Consider the following 18,051-nt stretch of genomic DNA (forward strand, 5'->3'; position numbering starts at 1 on the left):
GGCCACGACCGTCGCTGACCGGCTGCCCTGCGGAGACTGCCGGTTCCCTGTCACTGGTGCGGCAGTGTGGTGAGGAAGTCCAGGACGAGCGGGCTTGCGACGGCGCGGAACTCCTCGAAATAGGCGTGCCGCGCTCCGGGGATCATGTGAAGCCGGGCACCGGGGATGCGGCTGGCGAGCAGGGGAGCGTTGGCTGCGGGGTTGAGCAGGTCGTCGCTGCCGTGCACGACCAGAGTGGGTGCGCTGATGCCGGGCAGGAGGTGCCACGCGTCGTGCTGGTTACTGGCCGCCAGGTGGCGGCGCTGGGCGTAGGCGGGCATGGCCGGGTCGCCGAGTGTCCGGTAGGGGCCGGGGTGGGTCGCCAGCCAGGCCGGGGTGTACATCAGGTCGAGCAGGGCCTGTCGCGCCGCACCCGGTTGCGTCTGTACCAGCGACCTGCGCACGTCGTTGTCGCGTTCGACGCCGTGCTGGCCGCCGGGCGACGTACAGCCGAGTACCAGGGCGCGCACCCGGTGCGGATGACGGGCCGCGAGCTGCTGGGCCACGCGTCCGCCCATGGACGTGCCGTAGACGTCGGCCCGGTCGACACCGAGCTCGTCGAGCACCGCGATCACGTCCTGCGCGAAGACCTCGGTGCTGTAGGGCCTGTCGGGCTTGTCGCTCTCGCCCGTACCGCGGTAGTCGAGCGTGAGGGTGCTGCGGTCGGCGTGGAAGTCTTCGCGTACCCCGTCCCACCATTGGTGGTTGTTCGCCTGGCCCGCGAGCAGAACGAGCGGCGCTCCTGCACCTTGGACCTGGTAGGCGATACGGACCCCGTCAGGCGTGATCGTGTGCTGCATCGGTCCTTGACTCCTGGTGGGCGGGTTTCAGCGAGTGTAGTGACGCTGACGGCACCCGGCCCGCCGCAGTGCCTGGTTGGCGACGGGCGTCAGCCGCCAGCGGCGACCGTGCCGCCGAGCACCAGCAGGACGAGTCGGTGGCGTTCCCTGTGCGAACCGAACGGTACCGCTGGGGAATGACCGACTCCGGCCGTCGCCAGGAGGGCCGGTGGACCGCCCGCTTTCCATGTGCAGCAGCGAGCGAGGCTCACTCGAAGCTTTTGATCAGCTTCATGGTCTGGTGCGACACGATGCGGTGCACGCCGGGGAGCTGCGTCATCTTCTCGGTCTGGAACCGCTCGTACGCGTTCCCGTCTGCGACGTCGACGCGGATGATGTAGTCGGGCACACCGAAGACTCGACGGACCTCTGTGACCTCGTCGAACGCGGCGACAGCTCGCTCGAACTGCTCCACCGTCTGCCTGTTGGTCATGGTGATCTCCACAGACATGACCACGCAGAAGGGCCGGCCCGCGGCAACGGGATCGATCCTGGCCCGATAGCCGGTGATCACCCCTTCCTCCTCCAGGCGTTTGACGCGGCGCAGACAGGGCGCCGGAGTCAGACCGACCCGAGCGGCCAGCTCGACGTTGCTCAATCGACCGTCCTTGGAGAGTTGAAACAAAATTGCTCTGTCAGTGGCATCAAGCTTCCTGGCGTTGCCCATTCGAGCATTATGCACCCATCTATGGCAATCATTTGCTCCCGATACTGACATAAAATTGTCGAATGACTTCCCCGGCGGTCGCCCCTTCCACGAGCCCTCCTCCCTCACCGACCACGGGCCTCGGCAACGAGGTTCGGGAAGGCTTGCGCATCGTCACGCCTGCGGCGCTGGCCGCCCTGCCGATGGGGTTGGCCTTCGGCGTCGTGGTGTCCCAGTCGCCCTTGGCATGGTGGTGGGGCCCGGTATTCGCGACGGTGATCTTCGCGGGTTCGCTGGAGTTCCTGGTTCTGGGGATGGTGGTGGCCGTGGCACCGCTGGCGCAGATCGCGGCAACGGCGTTCCTGGTGAACTTCCGCCATGTGTTCTACGCGCTGTCGTTCCCGTTGCATCGAGTGCACGGGCGCGGGGCGAAGGTGTACTCCACGTTCACGCTCACAGATGAGGCGTGGGCACTGACCACCGGTCCCCAGGCGCAGCGTTGGAGCAGGCGGCGCATCCTGACGATTCAGGCGGCGCTTCAGGTCATGTGGGTAGCTGCTGTCACCGTCGGCGCCCTGGTGGGGACCTTGATCCCGGACAGCGTCGTCGGGCTGGACTTCGCGGTCACGGCGTTCTTCCTCGTCCTGACCATCGACGCGTTCCGCGTCCGGCGCAGTGTCCCTGCGCCCGTCATCGCGCTGCTGTGCGCCCTGGGCTCGTACCTGCTGTTCGGGGACGGAATGCTCGTGGCCGCCATGACCGCCTTCGTCGCGATCCTGCTCATCCAGTACGCGCTCACCCGCGTCAAGCGCAGGAGCGCGCATGCCTGAGCCGACGTACATCATCACGGCCGTACTCGTCTCCTCGGCCGTCACCTGGGCGCTTCGGGCAGCGCCGTTCGCCTTCCTCGCGCCGATCCGTCACAGCGCACTGCTGCCGTACCTGAACGAGAGCATGCCCGTCGGCGTGCTGACGATTCTGGCCTTCTACACCCTGCGCCACACACCGGTCGACATCGCGCCGCAGACCGCGGCAGCCGCGGCCGCCCTGGTGACCACCGCGGCACTGCACATCTGGCGCAAGAACGCCGTCCTCAGCGTCGTCGGCGGAACGACCGTGCACGTCGCGATCGCCTCCACCCTGCCTCTCTTCTCCTAGTCCGCCAGTCCGCGCACTCCGAAAGGCCCCATGAGATGACCACTGCCGACAGCGGCGCCGCCGCCGTCCCTGCTCTCGCCGCCCGCACCTCTGCCGTGGGCGGATCGCCCGTCCGGGAGATCCTGGCGCTGACCGCCCGCCCCGACGTCATCTCGTTCGCGGGCGGCCTTCCCGCCCCCGAGCTCTTCGACGCGGAGGGCATCCGCGCGGCCTACGACGCGGTGTTGCGCGAGTCACCGCGGCAAGTGCTGCAGTACTCGACCACCGAAGGCGATCCGTCGCTGCGCGCGGCCGTCGCCGCCCGGCTCACCACGCGCGGCCTCCCGACCGGACCCGAGGAGCTGCTGGTCACCGGCGGCTCGCAGCAGGGACTGTCGCTGCTGGCTTCGGCCCTGCTGGAACCCGGCGACACGATCCTGGTCGAAGACCCGACCTACCTCGCCGCGCTGCAGTGCTTCGGACTCGCCGGCGCGCGGATCATCGCGGCCCCCACCGACGCGGACGGCATCATGCCGGACGCGCTCGACGCGCTCGTCGCGGCGGAACGGCCCAAGCTGCTGTATCTGGTGCCCAACTTCCAGAACCCGACCGGCCGGACGCTGCCGCTCGCCCGCCGCAGGGCGGTCGCGGAGGTCGCGGCGCGGCGCGGGCTCTGGATCATCGAGGACGACCCGTACGGCGAACTGCGCTTCAGCGGCGAGCCGGTGCAGTGGGTCGCGGGCTGCGCCGGGGCAGAGGACCGCACGGTGCTGCTGAGCAGCTTCTCCAAGGTGCTGGCCCCCGGGCTGCGGCTCGGCTGGCTGCGCGGCCCGGCCGCACTCCGGCGCGCCTGCGTGATCGCCAAGCAGGCCGCCGACCTGCACACCTCGACGGTCGACCAGGCCGCCGCGGCCCGCTACCTCGCCGACTGCGACCTGGACGCTCACCTCGCCACCGTCCGCGACGCCTACCGCGAGCGCCGCGACGCCCTGCTCGCCGGCCTCCCGGACGCGCTGCCCGCCGGCAGCAGCTGGAATCGCCCGGACGGCGGCATGTTCCTCTGGGCCCGCCTCCCCTCCGGCCACGACGCGACCGCCCTGCTCCCGCAAGCGGTCGCCCACAACGTGGCCTACGTCCCCGGCGCCCCCTTCTTCGCCGGCCACCCGGACCCGGCGACGCTGCGCCTGTCGTTCACCACCCACACCCCCGCCGAGATCGCGGACGGCCTGAACCGCTTGGCCAAAGCCCTGAGCTGACCCCAGCCCTGTCGAACTGTCACCCGGTCCTGGTTACGGCCTGCTGGAACCCGGCCACTAGATCCTCCGGCACCGTCTCGAAGTACGACGACGCGGGCGCAGGGATCTGGCTGTTCATGGGCGCGGGGTCGTCCGGAAGTCCTGTCGCACCAGGGTTTTACCGTTCGGCAAGGGATACTCGCAGCGACCCAGGTCTGCGAACCCTGCATCCGACATCGCTGAGGTCAGCGTCTCGGGGTCGATGTCCGATGACACCGAGGCGAGAGCGTCGAACGACGATGAGTAGTCCGTCGAGCTGACGAAGCCTGCCGCGTCGTTGCGCTGGATCACGCACGACAGCACGCCGATGGAGCGGGCGTTCGCGGCCGAGAAGGCGACGAACTCTTCGGCGCCCACGTACTCGATGATGAGGTTGGCGATGAGGAGGTCGACGCGCTCGATCCGCACGGAACGGTCGATGCTCGTCTCGATCAGCTGGAGGCGAGCGCCGAGGGTGTCGCGATACCGGGTCTCGCAGGCGTCGAGGTAGTCGGGGTTGATGTCGTACCCGTAGACGGCATCCGTGGTCTCCGGGTCGATGAGGTCGAGTCCGTTGCCTCCCGCGACTCCCAGCACCCCGATCGCACGGAACGGGTACGCCGCGAGCTGTTCCCCGGTGATATCGCGGAGCCGCTGGAGCTGCCCGACCCTCGGGTCGCCCATGTGCCGCTCGTACACGTCGAGGTGAATCCCACGCCAAGGATGCTCTGGCGCGCTTCGGCGGCGATCGGAAGCGGTCATCGCGCCGGCCCAGACGGGTGCTGTCGTGGCTGCATCGGTTGGTCCACCTTTCAATCGCTGCGCCGATTCAAACAGAGGTATTGGCGGAAAGCGTCGTGCCGCCCCATACACGCGCAGAGATGCCGCAGAGCGCGGCGTGCCGGGCCTTGAGGGTGATGAGGACCTGCACGGCTCAGGGACGGGTGGGGGTGGTGTGGTCGATCAGGTTGTCGGGGCCCAGCGGCACTTCGTGGAGGAGCAGTCGGCTGCGCAGTTCGCGCACGCCCGCGTCCCCCTTGAGGCGGTCGATGACGCTCTCGAACTCGTGGGCGTCGGTGCAGACCACGCGCAGCTGGTAGTCGTACTCGCCGGTGAGCCGCATCGCGCCGACCACCTGCGGGATCTGGGTGAGTTGTTGCTCGAAGGCGGCACGGTCGACGCCGTCGCGCAGCCGGATGTCGCTGAGCATCTCCATGGTGCGGCCGAGGACGGCCAGGTCGATGTCGGCTCGGTAGCCGCGGATGATGCCGGCCTTCTGCAGTCTGCGGACCCGGTCGGCCACGGTGTTCGCCGAGAGGCGCACGTGTTGCCCCAGGTCCTGGTAGGTGGCGCGGCCGTCCCGCCGGAGAAGGACGAGGAGCTGCCGGTCGATACGGTCCATGCAGGGATCGTAGGATTCCTCGGCCCCATCGCGCATCTGCCGAGGATTAATCGGCCCCATGTCCGTAAGCGGGTCTATATCCGAATCTGAATCGGGAGTTCTTCCGGCAGGGTCGAGGTCATGGAAATGCTGCTGTTCCGTGTCGCTCTGGCGCCTTCGGTTGTTCTGCTCGCCTCCGTCCTCGCCCGAAGGCTGGGTCCGCGCTTCGGCGGGCAGCTCCTGGGTGCTCCGACGACGACGGGGCCGTTCCTGGTGCTGATGTGTCTGACCTCCGGGCACCGGGCGGCTGCCGGAGCGGCACTCGGAGCGGTGACAGGGCAGCTGGTGGTGGTGTGTTTCGCCCTGGCCTACGGGCAGTTCGCGCCCAGGGTGCGGCCCCGGCAGGCCCTCGGGGCGGCCCTTGCGGCCAGTGGCGCGGCAGCGGCGCTGGGCATCGCCGTGGACGACGCGTGGCTGACGGCCGCGTTGGCCGGTGCGGCGATCGCGGCCGGGCTGTGGACCTGGCCCGAGTCCGGTGCCGAGGCGCGTACACCGCGCCGGGAGGGCAGCAGGGAGCTGCCGATACGGATGGCAGTATCGGGAGCGGCGGTCACCGTAGCCCTCGCTGCCTCGCAGACTCTGGGGCCGACGCTGGGCGGCATGCTCTCGTCGCTGCCGGTACTGCTGGCGGTGATGGCTCCCGGCCTGCACCGGTCGACCGGACCGCGGGCGGCGGTGGAACTGACCCACGGTGCGCTGACCGCGGCGGCCGGCAGCACCGTGTTCCTGCTGGTGCTGGCCGCCGCCCTCGGTCCGTTCGGTGCGCCCGCGGCATTCGTGCTGGCCGCTGCGGGGATGGTGCTCACGAACGGGCTCCTGCGGGCGGCCCTCGCCGGACACGGAACCGACGGATCACAACAGCCATCACCCACGCAGCGGTTGCACATCACGCGGCGAACACGGTGGAGGCGAGAATGACCAGCAGGCCGGTCGCGACCAGCGCGCTCAGCAGGAAGTCGCGGCGTCACGGGAGGGTCTCCCATGTGGGGGCCTGTACGACGGCGGCACCCCCGTCTACGTGACCGCCCGCCCGGCTGGCGAGGACGCCAACGAGCTCGGTCTCATCGTGCACGGCCCGGACAGCAGCAAACTCATCGGCCAGGTCAACGACCTCCTGCGGCGCTGAGGTCAGGAGAGGTTCCAGCAGCCCGTCGTCACCGCCTACCCCGCAAGCGCCCCCGACGACCGGCTCGCCGCCGGTGTCCGCGTCACGCGGCCCGAGACCCGCCTGACCATCGGCTGGTGACGACCCAGAACGCGGTAGGTGGCAGCGCGTCCTCGTCCAGACGAGTAGATCCCTAGCGCAGCACCAGGGGGCGGCTGGCCGGCATTCATCGGCCAGGCAGCCGCCCCCTGTATGTGAATGTCGTCAGCTGCATGACCCCTACGGCGCCGTGCCCACTCGGCCGGGCGGGATCCTGCGAACGTTGCCGAGGCCCGTGCTCTGTTCCCGTAGGCGCTCGATTTCCAGGTGCTGGGCAGCAATTTGAGACAGGGCGCGTCGTTTGAGGTCCTTGAGCGTCTCAAGTTCGGCGTCCCGCTGTTCGAGCCGGGTCTTGAGGGTGGCGTTGGCCTCCTTGAGCCGCTCGATCTGCACGGTTCGGGGGTCGGGGACCGTTCCGGCATCCCTGAGGGCGGTCAAGCGCCGTTCGAACTCTTGGGCCAGGTGCTGATACGGGCCCTTTCTGGCAGTGCCGTCGCGGTTCTTCTTGGCGTAGAAGGCGGTGCGGGGCACCCCGGCCTCGCTCGCCAGGGTTCGGAGGTCGCACTTGCCGCCGGGCGGCAAGTCGCCGCGCAGCAGCCGGTCCATCGCCGCGCGGATCGCCTCCTCGTTATGGGCTCGGGTGTCCTCGCTGATACGTCCCATGTCACACTGCCGTTCCGGTCGCGGCGTCGATTTCGGCCAAGACCCGCAGGTCGCGGTCGAGTTCCTTCTGCAGGCGGGCCTTCTCATCCTTTTGCCCGCGTCCGATGTTGCCGATGAACACCTTTTTGCTCTCTGCGGCGGAGGCCCACACTGTCCGGTGTCCGATGTGGTGGGTGGCCTGCGGACACCGGGCGGAGTCGCACATGCCGACCAGCGGCTTGTCCGCACCTGGTGTGCCGGCCAAGAGGAGGCACAATGCCCTGGAGGGGTCGGCGAACCAGCAGTAGTTCGCGACGCCCAGGTGCAGCGTCTTCGCTCGGCGGGCCAGTAGCTGGATCACTTCCTCGTCCCCGGGGCGGACACCGAGGGACGATGCCTGCAGTTCGCGGATCGTCTCGTCGACGGACTTGAAGTGGGCCATCAGGTCGCGGGCTCCGGGTCCGGCCGGGCGGATTCCGTTCTGGTAGTCACGGAACGCCGCGAGGGTCAGGTCCTTGTTTCGGACCTGCTCCTCCGCGCTGACCTCGGACATGAACTTGGCCTGGGAGCCGCAGGGGCTGGCGGCGTAGCCCTCGGTGGTGACGATGGAGACGTGCTTGAGGTGGATCTTGGCGGCCAGTAGTCCGCCGGGGCGGTGGGCGAGCGCCATGGCCAGGGTGCGTCGGGTGATGCGCATGTTGATCTGGTCGTCGGGAATCGGGGCGAGGCCCAGCCGCTGTCCCTCGGGGCCGTTGACCCACGCGCGCAGTGAACGGCAGCGTTTGGCCATGGCGGTGCGGCCGAAGACGTGCTTGCTGGGTCGGCGGGGGTCCAGGAGCTCGATGGCCAGGGCGACCGCGTCAAAGGCGGGGGCCACGGTGACCCACTCGTCCCAGACGCCGCCCAGTTGTTCCTGCCCCTTGACCAGTTTGGTCCGCAGCCGGTAGCGCATGCGTCCCGCGCCGAGGTCCTGCGGCGGGACACACGCGTCGAGAGGCATCGCCGCCAGCTCGCTGTTGCGTAGGCCGGCGAGCAGGGCGACGGCAACCTGGCAGGCGGTCCGTACCCGCTCCACCATGCGGCCTGCCTCTTCGGCAGTGGCGAAACCTTCGGTCCAAGGAACGGTTCCGGCGCCGTCGGCGCGTTCCACTGTGGCGGCGTTCCACGCCCATCTCGGCCGCAGTCCCACCGCCGCGACGGTCCGTTCCAGCAGCGGACGCAGCGGGGGCAGGTGCCTGTAGAAGAATGCTGAGATCCCTGCCTCCCGGGCGATGGAGAGCACGTTCACCGCAAGCAGGGGGTCCTCGGCGGACCAGCCCTCGACCAGCCGTGAGCTGATCTCCCGGGAGCCGACCGGTTCCAAAGGAAGGCCCTGGGCGAGGTGGGTGTGTATCACCGTCTCAAGACGCTCCAGAAGCGTGCCCTGGCCCGGCCAAGGCGCCCCGTCGTCGTACTGGCGCACGGTGCGGATCAGGTCGAGTGCGTGGGGGCCGAGGGTCTGCACGATGTACAGGGCCGCGGCCAGCCAGGGGCGTAGTGCCTCGTCGCGTAGCGGCTGCACGACGTTCTCGGTGGACCGTGTGCGGCCCGCGACCTCATAGGGGGTTCGGCCGGCCCAGGGGATGAATCCTTCGGTGAAGCGGTCGGTGGTGAAGAGGTCGTTGTAGAAGACCGGTTCCTGCACGGCCTGAGCGGCGGTCATGCGAGTGTGCCAGCTGGTCGGCCGCAGTGGCCCGCCGTGTGTGCCCCGGGTGTGCTTGCGGGTCTCGTAGAAACCCTGGCAGTGCTGGTGCGTCGCATCCTCCAGGGTCGTGACGCGGCGCCGCGTGAGCCAGTTGAACCACCGCGCCAGCTCGGCCAGGCGGCTCCGGCAGGTGTCGAAGTGCAGCGGGATGCGGAAGGCGCTGGGCAGGTGCCGCACGGCTTCGTGTCCGGGGGCCATGCGCGCGAACAGGTACTCCTGGGCGAGGGGGCGCCACTTCGGGTTGCGGATGCTGGTGAAGTCCAGGCGGACCCGGCCCGGTTGCAGGTGGACGGGCAGATCCTCCAGGTCTGCGAAGTCCCAGATCAGGTCGCCGACCAGGGGACGTTTCCCGCCCGGGCGCACCGCGAGACCCACCGCCTCGCAGATGTCGACGCGCGCCAGCGGGCCGTGGTTGGCCTGGGCTTGGTCCGGCGCGGCGGTCTTGGGGCGGTTCATCATCGCGTTGTCTCTTCCGGCCGCAGCGGCAGTTCGTCGTCGGAGTCGGCCACCTGGGCAGCGGCTTCCAGCAGCATCGGGGAGGGGAAATAGACGCCGGGAGTGAGGATCTCGGCCACCCGCTGGTCGTACGGGCCGAAGTTCCGCATGAACTCCACGGAGGGCATTTGGTCCCACTGGCGCGCGAAGAACGCGCGCAGGCGCATGAGGTTCGGCAGGTGCCGGGGGGTGAACAGTGCCAGCGGGCACAGCAGGCACACCCACGGGCGGGCCGGACACGGCTTCCCCTTGGGACCGTGCAGGCCCGAAAGGTGATCGCCGCAGGCGGCGCTGAACACGTCCCGTTCGCCGTTGACGAGTTCGGTGAGCGACGTGTCGTCCAGACTGAGGCCGGCGACGCGCTCGGGGTACTCCCGTACGAGGGAGGCGGTGTCCTCGGTGGTGAGCACCATCGGCGGCTCGGCCTTGCGCAGCATGTCGTGCTGGGCCTCGACGATGATGTCGTCGACCAATGCGCGCTGCTCGGGAGTGCCGGCGCCGAGGTAGTGGTCGGCTTCGACCTGCGGGCTTCGGTTGGGATCCAGTGTGGCGCGTCGGCTTCCGGCCCAGGCGCGGCGGTCACGCATCGAGTCGTATGTCGTCCTGATCCTGTGCAGGTGCACCCGCAGTGGCTTGCCGCTGTCGGCCAGGAGTCCTTGCGCGGTAATCCATCTCTTCGTCGTCTCCTCGTGCGGGACCGTGGTTACCCATGTGACCCGGCCTCGGGGTACGTAGCGCACCCACAAGGCGTAACGCATGTTCGTGGGCGCGAACTTCCGAGTGAGGGAGGAGTGGTCCAGCCACTGCTCCAGAAGCCGGGTGGCCCTCCTGGTCAGGGTTCGGCTCTCCTCAGCCGTGCGGCGCTTGATGTAGGAGAGCAGAATCGTCGACTCACCGGCCCAGTCGACGTCGTCAAGCCCGAGATCGTCCAGGCCGTCGGGCACGATGCCGGTGTGAGTGGCGAGCTGGTGCGGCTGCTGGCCGGGCGGGGTGAGGTGGTCCATGGGGTCGACTCGGACGCGGAGATCCTGGAGCGGGCGAGGGAGGCGACCGAGTCGTCCGCCGCCGTCCGCTACACCTTGGCCGAGGCGCCGCACGGCCTCCCCGCCGGCCCCCACGACGTCATCACCTGCGTCGCCGTGCTCCACCACCTCCCCTTCGCCGAGACCCTCGCCCGGTTCCGGCGGGGACTCGCGCCGGGCGGCACCCTGGTGGTCGTCGGCTGTGCCCGGGCCGCGAGTCGCGGGGATCACGCGCTGGGTCTGCTCGCCGTGCCGCTCAACATGGCGGCCGGGTGGCTGAAGAACCGGGGGCGGACGGCGGCGCGGCCCGTGTCCATGACCGCTCCCGTCCGTGAACCCGAGATGACCTTCGCCGAGATCGTCAGCGAAGCCCGCCGACTCCTGCCGGGTGCTCGCCTGCGCCGGCGGCTCTTCTGGCGCTACACCCTCGTCTGGCGTGCCCCCAGCCGCTGAATCCGGCCAACGTGGGGCCTCGTGGGACGCCGGACACGGCGCCGACAACGACCCCGGGGACTTCATCACCTGGATCGCGAAGGTCTCGCTGTCGAGGCCGTCAGCCGCCGTTGTGGATGAGGCTTCCCTTGCCGCAGGCGGGGGCGGCGTCGGCCAGCGGCAGGGGTGAGACGGCCTTGGCGGCCGGGGCGACCACGAGGTCACCGGCGCACAGGGCGGTGCCGGTGGCGGTCCAGTGGTCGTCGGCCTGGGCGGCGGGGGCCGCGAGGACGGCGGCGGAGGCGGTCAGGGCGGCGGTGGCCAGGAGCTTCTTCATCATGCCCGGGGAAACGAACGGTCCCGACGGTCCGTCACGCCGATGCGGCCACACGGGAGCCGGAGTCGGAGCGGGATCGGGCACGGGAGCGCGGGCGGCGGGGGAAGCCGAAGAGGTACGTCGCCGCGAAACCCACCGCGTACCCGGTGAGCAGGCCGCCCCCGTAGACGGCCGCCGCCACCCCCGCGCCCCTGTTCCCCGCCAGCAGCGGGAACAGGGCCCAGCCCGACGGGCCGATGGCCGTCGCCCCGACCTGGTCACCGAGCATCGCGAAGAACCCGACGAAGGCCCCGCCGGCCGCCCCGCCCGCGCACGCCGTCACGAACGGGCGGCCCAGGGGGAGCGAGACGCCGTAGATCAGCGGCTCGCCCACGCCCAGCAGGCCCGCCGGGAGCGCCGACCTGATCGTCGAACGCAGTGAGGTGTCGTGGCGCAGCCGGACGTAGACCGCCAGCGCCGCGCCCACCTGGCCCGCGCCCGCCATGGCCAGCAGCGGGAGCAGGACGGTGTAGCCCTGCTGCTCGATGAGGGTGGTGTGGATGGGGATCAGGGCCTGGTGCAGGCCCAGCATGACGAGGGGGAGGAACAGGCCGCCGAGGACCAGTCCGGCCACGGCTCCGGTGGTGGCCAGCAGCCAGTTCGCCGCCGTACCGATCGCCGAGGCGACCACGCCGGCCGCGTACATCAGGCCGTACAGCGTGACCAGGCCGGAGACGAGGACGGTCACGGTCGGGGTCAGGAGCACGTCCAGGGCGCCCGGCACCCGGCCCCGGCACCACTTCTCCACGCGGGTCGCCAGCAGCGCCGCCGCGAGCGCGCCCAGCACCCCGCCCTGGCCGGGGGCCAGGTGCACCCCGGACACGGTCACCCTGGCCACGCCCGGATAGACGACCACGGCCGCCACTGCCCCGCCCAGCACGGGCGTGCCGCCGAACTCCTGCGCCGTGTTGTACCCGACGAACACCGCGATCAGCGCCATGAAGGCGGACGCGACGGCGGCCACGGCGGGGGTCAGGCCGGGCAGCCAACTGGCGTTGACCAGCAGCCCGTTGACCCCGGCGAGGATGCCGCAGCCGATCAGGGCGGGGATGAGCGGTACGAAGACGGCGGCGAGGCGGCGGAGGGCGGTCTTGAAGGGGGTGGCGTTGCGCTGCCTGAGCTGCTCCTTCAACTGGGCGCCGGTGCGGATCGGTTGATCGGCGGCCTGCGCGCCCGCGCCGCCGCCCGGTTCCTCGGTGACCCGCTCCCGTACGGCCTCCGGGACCTCCCGGACCCGCTCCCGCACCGCCTCCGTGGCCGCCCCGACCCGCTCCCGTACCGCCTCCGTGACCTCCCCGACCACCCCCGGCCCCAGCACGACCTGCACCGACGACCCCCCGTCCGTGACCACCCCCAGCACCCCGGGCAGCCCGCGCAGCCCCTCCTCGTCCACCGCCCCCGGATCGGCGACGGTCAGCCGGAGCCGTGTCATGCAGTGGGCGACGGATGTGACGTTCGCGGGGCCGCCGACCCGGGTGAGGACGGCGGCTGCGGTGGAGGCGGGGTCGTTGCGCACGACCCGAGCGTGCGGGTCAGGTGCCCGCGTCCGCCAGCGCGGCACGCAGATGACCGCCGGACTCCTCCAGAAGGCGGGCAGCCGTCGGGCCGTCGACACCGGCGAGGATGGCCAGGATCGCGTTCTTCACCTCGCCACCCGACTCGGTGAGCGCCTTCTCGATCTCCCCGTCGCTCGCTCCCGTGGCCAGGGCGACGATCCGCCGCGACCGGGCCCGGAGCTTGTCGTTGGAGGCGCGGACGTCGACCATCAGGTTCCCGTAGGTCTTGCCCAGACGGATCATCGTGATCGTCGACAGCATGTTGAGCACCAGCTTCTGTGCCGTGCCCGCCTTCAGCCGGGTCGAGCCGGTGATCAGCTCGGGCCCGACGACGACCTCGATGCCGTGCTCGGCGGCGGCCGCGAGCGCACTGTGCTCGTTGCAGGCCAACCCGACGGTCAGGGAGCCGAGCGCACGGGCGTGCTCGACGGCGCCGATGGCGTACGGGGTGCGGCCGGAGGCGGAGATGCCGACGACGGTGTCGTCCGCGCCGACCTTCAGCGCGTCCAGGTCCGCGCGGGCCAGCTCCTTGGAGTCCTCGGCCCCCTCGATCGAGGTGACCATGGCCTCGGGCCCGCCCGCGATCAGGCCGACGACCTGGGCGGGGTCGGTGTTGAAGGTGGGCGGGCACTCGGAGGCGTCGAGCACGCCGAGCCGCCCGGCGGTACCGGCACCGGCGTACACCAGCCGTCCGCCGCGTGCCATGCGCTCGGCGATGGCATCGATGGCGGCGGCGATCCTCGGCAGCCGCGCGCCGACGGCGGCGGCCACACCCGCGTCCTCACCGTTCATGAGGCGGGCGATGTCGAGGGTGGGCAACTGGTCGATCTCGGAGAGTTCCGGCCGGAAGGCTTCGGTGGTCAGGGAGGCGAGTTCGGCTTGGAGCCGACGGGGGGTGGAGGTCATGGGGGGCGGCTCTTCTCCAGTTCAGGGCTGGTCAGTTCCCTAGGTACGTTCTATCGAGGCGAACTCCGGTGCCGATGGGCCAACGCCTCGTAAGACGCGGCCAGCGCAGGAGCCGCGCTCTCGTAGGTCCGCTGGGCGACTCCCACGAACAGACAGTCCACCACCAGCAGCTGACTGGTCCGAGAGGACATCGCGGCGGGTCGCAGTTCGGTCTCCCGGGACGTGGACGTGGTCAGCACATGGTCGGCGTACTGCGTCACCGGAGAGTCCGGCCGCCCGGTGATGGCCACCGTCGTCGCCCCATGCTCGAACGCCACCCGCAAGGGCTCGATGACGTCCCCCGTCGACCCGGAGTGCGTGATGGCGATCGCCACGTCTCCCGCCCGAAGCTGCACGGCGTTGGTCACCGCGAGATGCGGATCGCTGTGCGCGTGGGCTATGAGCCCTATTCGCAGCAGCTTCTGCGTGAGGTCCTGGGCGACCAGACCGGAGGCCCCTATGCCGTACACATCGGTGCGGCGGGCACCGGCGAGCGCGGTGACGGCGGCGCCCAGCTGGGCGGTGTCGAGTCCGGCGGCGGTGTCGGCGAGGGTCTGCTGCTCCTCGTAGGCGAGCTTGGTCACGACGTCGGCGATGGGGTCGTCCACCGCTATGTCCGTCGTGATGGCGGGCGCGCGGCCGGACTGCTGCTGTGCGGCCAGGCCGGCGAGGGCGAGGCGCAGATCGCGGTAGCCGGGGTAGCCGAGCAGCCGGGCGGTGCGTACGACGGTCGCCTCGCTGGTGCCGGTCAGTTCGGCGAGGCCGGTGACCGTGAGGGCGGCGCAGCCGGCCGGGTCGCCCGCGACCGCCTCGGCGACGCGCTGCATGGACCGGGTCATGGAAGGGGCGAGGGTGCGCACCTTGGCGGCGAGCGAGCCGCCCGGACTGCCGAAAATTTCCTTCACGTCCTGGGTCACCAATGAAAGATATTTTCGTTTCGGTCTCGCGGTCAAGAGTGCGCACAATGGGACCATGGAGCCTCTAACCCCGCTTGAGCAGGCGCTGCACGCCGCCCGCGCGCTGGTGCTCGCCGATCTGGTCGCGGGCGACGTCGCCGAGGCCGACGTGGTCTCGCTGGTCGAGGACTCCGTCGCACAGCGCCGCTGGTGGGTCGAGCAGTGGCCGGACGGCGTCGACTACGTGGCCGGGCTGGTCGCGCAGGACGTCCAGGACGCGCTGCTGGAGCGGTACGGCCGCTGGCCGCTGTGCCCGGTGTGCGGCTCGGGCGACCCGCACGCGCTGGACGTCGAGCCGGAGCTGGGGCCCGACCCGCACTGGGTGTGCCACAAGGCGGGCGTGAAGGTCGCCGCGGTGGGCGCGCTGGGGCGGGCCGGCGGCGGGATGCAGTCCTCGTGAGGCTCCCGTGACGGTGTACATCGACCCGCCGTCCTGGCCCGGCCACGGGCGCATGTGGTCGCACCTGGTCAGCGACGTCTCGTACGACGAACTGCACTCGTTCGCCGCGGAGTTGGGCGCACCCCGGCGGGCCTTCGAGCGCGACCACTACGACATCCCGTCGCACCGGTACGCGGACGCGGTGGCCGCCGGGGCGGTGGAGATCGGCTCCAAGGAACTGGTCCGCAGGCTCACCGAGGCGGGCCTGCGGCGTCCGAAGGGGCGGCCGGCTCCTTCGGTGCGGGACTGAACCAGGTCCCGGCTGCCGGCTCGGCCCCGACGGATGTCTTCTGGCTCAGCCCCGGCGGGTGTAGAGCTGGAGCCCGCTCTCCATGCCGTGCTCGTCCTGCGCGGTCCGCTCCTCCTCCACGGTCGCCCGGGTGAACCCCGCCCGGGACACCACCCGCTGCGAGGGAAGGTTGTCCCCCTCGATGGTCGCGAAGACCGTGTCGACGTCGTCGCGGGTCAGTGCCCACTCCGTCAGCGTGCGCAGGGCCTCGGTCGCGTAGCCGTGGCCGCGGGCGCCCTCGACGAGGTCGTAGCCGACCTCGACCCGGCCCTCCTCGTCCGGGACGCCGTGGAAGCCGATGCCGCCGATGGCGCGGCCGTCCTCGTGGCGTACGAGGGCGAAGACGCCGAACTCGGGCCGGTGCACGCCCGCTTCGTACGCCTTCACCAGGTAGGTGGAGGCCTCCCGCGTGCCCTCGTACGGACCGTTCTCGATCCACTCGAAGCCGCCGTCGCCGCCGATGCGGAGGTCGCGGGCGGCGGCCGGGCGGACGCCGACCAGGGTGAAGCGCTCGGCGGGGATGACGAGGTTGTTCCGCCAGCGCCACTCGGTGACCGGGGCGCGGCCCGGCAGCTCGCCGCGGCCGGTCGCCCACAGCAGGGTCGGCCAGGGCGCGGGGCCGGGCTGGACGTGCGGGAAGATCCAGCTCAGGACGGACTCGGCGAGGTCCTCGGACGGCTCGTAGGCGATGCCGAGGCCGCGGGCGATGTCGTGGGTGTGCAGCAGCACCTCGGCGATGCCCATCGCGGCGAAGCCCTCGCGGTCGGCGCTGCCGAAGGGGTAGGGGTGGACGGCACGCACCTCGCGCGGGGTGGTGCGGACGGTGGCGGCGAGCAGGCCGCCGGTCGACCGGATCACCTTCAGCGCACCGGCGCCGCCGGCGTCCTCGTCGAAGGTGAGGTCACAGGGAAGCCACTCCTGGGAGCCGGTGACCAGGCGGCTCGCGTACCCGAACAGGGCTTGCGCGACGTGCTCGGCCGTCTCCTGGCAACTCCACTCCATCCGCCAGGCCTTGACGTCCTTCCAGTCCCGGTCCACCGCGGTGCCCAGTGTCGTCGCGCTGCCCTCGACGGCCGCGATCACGTCATCCCCGTTTATCGGTCGCATGGGCGAACCCTAGGGTGCCGGTTCCCTCAGGTCGACAGCATTTCCAGCTCGGCCGCGAGGTTGTAGCGGGCGGTGGGCTCCCAGTGCTCCTGCCCGTACGGGGTGTGGAACAGGCGGGGCAGGTCGAGCAGTTGGCGCAGGATCGCCGAACGTCCCTCGCGGAAGGCGTCGTTGGGGACGAAGTGGTACTCCTCGCGGACCTCGGCGGTGTAGGTGGCGTACGCCGACGGGGGTGCGGCGAGGATCGCGAGGTCCGCGTCGCACAGGACCTGGCCGTCGCGGTCGTCGTCGGCGGGGTCGTGGGTGACGGTGAGGCGGACGAGGCGGGCGACCTCGGCGGTCTTCGCCTCGGGCACCCCCGCCTCGCGCAGGGCGCGCTCGGCGAGGTGCGCGGACCGCTCCTCGTTCTCGGACCGGTCGGGGAGGTAGACCGCGTCGTGGAACCAGGCGGCCAGGCGTACGACGTCCGGGTCGGCCGCGTACTCCTCCAGCACGTCGACGTGGTCGAGGACCGCGGTGAGGTGGGCCAGCGTGTGGTAGTGGCGCTGCGGCTCCTGCCAGCGAGTGAGGAGGTTGTCGGCGTACGGGGCGGGGTCGGGGCCGCCGCCGCGGGCGCGGGTTCCTTCCAGGGCGCGGGTGAAGCGGAGGCGCAGGGCGTCGAGATCGTCCATGTGCTCATTCTTCCGTGACGTGCGCGGGGCAGGCCCCTAGCTTGGGGCCCATGACTGACATACGCGAGGTACCACGTGACCCCGAACTCCCCGGTCGGCTGCTGGCGGTCGAGCGGGACGCGCTGATACCGCTGCTGCGTTCGCGCGCGGACGCGGACTTCGCGCTGCCGACCGCCGCGTGTCCGGGGTGGACCGTACGGGACGTGCTGGCGCACTGTTCCGCCGCGTTGATGCGGGTGGTGGAGAGCCGGTACGAGAAGGGGGTGTTCTCGCCCGAGTCGAACGACCGGGACATCGCCGAGCGTGCCGGGTGGACGAACGCGCAGGTCGTGGACGAGCTGGAGCGCGGGATGACCGAGGCGGGGCCGGTGATCGCCAAGGCGGGCGGGGTGCTGGACATGATCGCCTTGGGGGAGTGGGTCCATGCCGGTGACGTGCGCGAGGTCTTCGGGGCGCCGGGGGCGTACGCGGGGGCCGGTCTGCCGGACGCGCTGACCCTGCTGGTCCGCGTCACGCGGGAGAAGAAGCACGTGCCGCTGCACGCCGACCTCGACGACGTGGACGAGCCGCTGCGGCTGGGGGACGCGGCGGCGGGGGGTCCGCCCGCCCGGTACATCGGCGACGCCGCCACCCTCGTACGCCTGTACTCGGGGCGTCCGCTGGACGGGGCCGCGTACGAGCTGGCGGGCGCGGCGGCGGGGGAACTGAACATCTTCGGGTAAGCGGTGGCCCGGGCGGGTACGGAACCGGCGTAGTCTTGAATTGGACTAGACCTGTAGCCGCCGATGAATGGGGTG

The 18,051-nt window shown here is 70.9% G+C and carries 21 protein-coding genes; 8 read left to right on the forward strand and 13 right to left on the reverse strand.

The window, feature by feature from the left end; translation table 11 throughout:
• Positions 1 to 50: 50 nt before the first annotated feature.
• Positions 51 to 839, reverse strand: coding sequence for an alpha/beta fold hydrolase (locus tag BEK98_RS15705; RefSeq protein ID WP_094217131.1), 789 nt, complete (start codon positions 837 to 839; stop codon positions 51 to 53).
• A gap of 247 nt (positions 840 to 1,086) precedes the next feature.
• Positions 1,087 to 1,545, reverse strand: a complete 459-nt coding sequence (locus BEK98_RS15710; RefSeq protein ID WP_094217132.1) for an Lrp/AsnC family transcriptional regulator — start codon at positions 1,543 to 1,545, stop codon at positions 1,087 to 1,089.
• A 143-nt stretch (positions 1,546 to 1,688) separates the two neighbouring features.
• Between BEK98_RS15710 and BEK98_RS15715 the strand changes: the two genes are divergently transcribed.
• Genes BEK98_RS15715 through BEK98_RS15725 form a run of 3 tightly spaced genes read left to right on the forward strand, consistent with a single transcriptional unit; the run spans position 1,689 to position 3,917 of the window.
• The gene (locus BEK98_RS15715) at positions 1,689 to 2,354 is read left to right on the forward strand and encodes an AzlC family ABC transporter permease (RefSeq protein WP_244201868.1); all 666 of its coding nucleotides are present in this window, start codon (positions 1,689 to 1,691) and stop codon (positions 2,352 to 2,354) included.
• A complete protein-coding gene (locus BEK98_RS15720) occupies positions 2,347 to 2,682 on the forward strand; it encodes a branched-chain amino acid transporter permease (RefSeq protein WP_094217134.1) in 336 nt (111 codons plus the stop codon). The genes BEK98_RS15715 and BEK98_RS15720 overlap by 8 nt, the downstream gene beginning before the upstream one ends.
• A gap of 35 nt (positions 2,683 to 2,717) precedes the next feature.
• The gene (locus BEK98_RS15725) at positions 2,718 to 3,917 is read left to right on the forward strand and encodes an aminotransferase-like domain-containing protein (RefSeq protein ID WP_094217135.1); all 1,200 of its coding nucleotides are present in this window, start codon (positions 2,718 to 2,720) and stop codon (positions 3,915 to 3,917) included.
• A gap of 114 nt (positions 3,918 to 4,031) precedes the next feature.
• On the opposite strand, the gene BEK98_RS15730 is transcribed toward BEK98_RS15725, so the two are convergent.
• Both BEK98_RS15730 and BEK98_RS15735 read right to left on the reverse strand, forming a co-directional pair.
• The gene (locus BEK98_RS15730; protein ID WP_208643117.1) at positions 4,032 to 4,619 is read right to left on the reverse strand and encodes a hypothetical protein; all 588 of its coding nucleotides are present in this window, start codon (positions 4,617 to 4,619) and stop codon (positions 4,032 to 4,034) included.
• Positions 4,620 to 4,869: 250 nt separating this feature from the next.
• On the reverse strand, positions 4,870 to 5,337 hold the full coding sequence (locus BEK98_RS15735) for an Lrp/AsnC family transcriptional regulator (protein WP_094217137.1): 468 nt from the start codon (positions 5,335 to 5,337) through the stop codon (positions 4,870 to 4,872).
• Positions 5,338 to 5,457: 120 nt separating this feature from the next.
• On the opposite strand from BEK98_RS15735, the gene BEK98_RS15740 reads away from it, so the two are divergent.
• On the forward strand, positions 5,458 to 6,294 hold the full coding sequence (locus BEK98_RS15740; RefSeq protein ID WP_143684113.1) for a hypothetical protein: 837 nt from the start codon (positions 5,458 to 5,460) through the stop codon (positions 6,292 to 6,294).
• A 466-nt stretch (positions 6,295 to 6,760) separates the two neighbouring features.
• Here BEK98_RS15740 and BEK98_RS15745 read toward each other — a convergent pair whose 3' ends face one another.
• Genes BEK98_RS15745 through BEK98_RS49000 form a run of 3 tightly spaced genes read right to left on the reverse strand, consistent with a single transcriptional unit; the run spans position 6,761 to position 10,465 of the window.
• On the reverse strand, positions 6,761 to 7,243 hold the full coding sequence (locus BEK98_RS15745) for a hypothetical protein (RefSeq protein ID WP_094217139.1): 483 nt from the start codon (positions 7,241 to 7,243) through the stop codon (positions 6,761 to 6,763).
• Position 7,244: 1 nt separating this feature from the next.
• The gene (locus tag BEK98_RS15750; protein WP_143684114.1) at positions 7,245 to 9,425 is read right to left on the reverse strand and encodes a site-specific integrase; all 2,181 of its coding nucleotides are present in this window, start codon (positions 9,423 to 9,425) and stop codon (positions 7,245 to 7,247) included.
• A complete protein-coding gene (locus BEK98_RS49000; protein WP_167444165.1) occupies positions 9,422 to 10,465 on the reverse strand; it encodes a hypothetical protein in 1,044 nt (347 codons plus the stop codon). Before BEK98_RS49000 ends, BEK98_RS15750 begins: the two co-directional genes overlap by 4 nt.
• On the opposite strand from BEK98_RS49000, the gene BEK98_RS15760 reads away from it, so the two are divergent.
• Entirely contained in the window at positions 10,415 to 10,936 is a 522-nt protein-coding gene (locus tag BEK98_RS15760) for a class I SAM-dependent methyltransferase (protein WP_341868972.1), read from the forward strand. The two genes, BEK98_RS49000 and BEK98_RS15760, sit on opposite strands and share 51 nt — an antisense overlap.
• Positions 10,937 to 11,036: 100 nt before the next feature.
• Here BEK98_RS15760 and BEK98_RS15765 read toward each other — a convergent pair whose 3' ends face one another.
• From BEK98_RS15765 to BEK98_RS15780, 4 genes are read right to left on the reverse strand one after another with little or no spacing between them, the layout of a single operon-like run.
• Entirely contained in the window at positions 11,037 to 11,255 is a 219-nt protein-coding gene (locus tag BEK98_RS15765) for a hypothetical protein (protein WP_094217142.1), read from the reverse strand.
• Positions 11,256 to 11,286: 31 nt separating this feature from the next.
• Complete coding sequence (locus BEK98_RS15770) at positions 11,287 to 12,807, reverse strand: PTS transporter subunit EIIC (RefSeq protein WP_094217415.1); 1,521 nt, start codon at positions 12,805 to 12,807, stop codon at positions 11,287 to 11,289.
• A 16-nt stretch (positions 12,808 to 12,823) separates the two neighbouring features.
• Positions 12,824 to 13,753, reverse strand: coding sequence for an N-acetylmuramic acid 6-phosphate etherase (murQ, locus tag BEK98_RS15775; RefSeq protein ID WP_094217143.1), 930 nt, complete (start codon positions 13,751 to 13,753; stop codon positions 12,824 to 12,826).
• Positions 13,754 to 13,803: 50 nt separating this feature from the next.
• Positions 13,804 to 14,709, reverse strand: coding sequence for a MurR/RpiR family transcriptional regulator (locus BEK98_RS15780; RefSeq protein WP_094217144.1), 906 nt, complete (start codon positions 14,707 to 14,709; stop codon positions 13,804 to 13,806).
• A gap of 55 nt (positions 14,710 to 14,764) precedes the next feature.
• Between BEK98_RS15780 and BEK98_RS15785 the strand changes: the two genes are divergently transcribed.
• Both BEK98_RS15785 and BEK98_RS15790 read left to right on the forward strand, forming a co-directional pair.
• Positions 14,765 to 15,148, forward strand: coding sequence for a hypothetical protein (locus tag BEK98_RS15785; protein ID WP_094217145.1), 384 nt, complete (start codon positions 14,765 to 14,767; stop codon positions 15,146 to 15,148).
• A gap of 7 nt (positions 15,149 to 15,155) precedes the next feature.
• Positions 15,156 to 15,437 (forward strand): DUF4031 domain-containing protein, encoded by a 282-nt coding sequence (locus BEK98_RS15790; RefSeq protein WP_094217146.1) that lies wholly within the window; start codon positions 15,156 to 15,158, stop codon positions 15,435 to 15,437.
• A gap of 45 nt (positions 15,438 to 15,482) precedes the next feature.
• Here the strand turns inward: BEK98_RS15790 and BEK98_RS15795 are convergent, their stop codons facing one another.
• Together BEK98_RS15795 and BEK98_RS15800 are read right to left on the reverse strand one after the other, a co-directional pair.
• Positions 15,483 to 16,583 (reverse strand): GNAT family N-acetyltransferase, encoded by a 1,101-nt coding sequence (locus BEK98_RS15795; protein WP_094217147.1) that lies wholly within the window; start codon positions 16,581 to 16,583, stop codon positions 15,483 to 15,485.
• A gap of 26 nt (positions 16,584 to 16,609) precedes the next feature.
• Entirely contained in the window at positions 16,610 to 17,254 is a 645-nt protein-coding gene (locus BEK98_RS15800) for an HD domain-containing protein (protein WP_094217148.1), read from the reverse strand.
• Between the two features lie 50 nt (positions 17,255 to 17,304).
• On the opposite strand from BEK98_RS15800, the gene BEK98_RS15805 reads away from it, so the two are divergent.
• Positions 17,305 to 17,976, forward strand: coding sequence for a maleylpyruvate isomerase family mycothiol-dependent enzyme (locus BEK98_RS15805; protein ID WP_208643118.1), 672 nt, complete (start codon positions 17,305 to 17,307; stop codon positions 17,974 to 17,976).
• Positions 17,977 to 18,051 lie beyond the last annotated feature (75 nt).

It is taken from the genome of Streptomyces diastatochromogenes (assembly GCF_002242805.1).
Classification (GTDB): domain Bacteria; phylum Actinomycetota; class Actinomycetes; order Streptomycetales; family Streptomycetaceae; genus Streptomyces; species Streptomyces diastatochromogenes.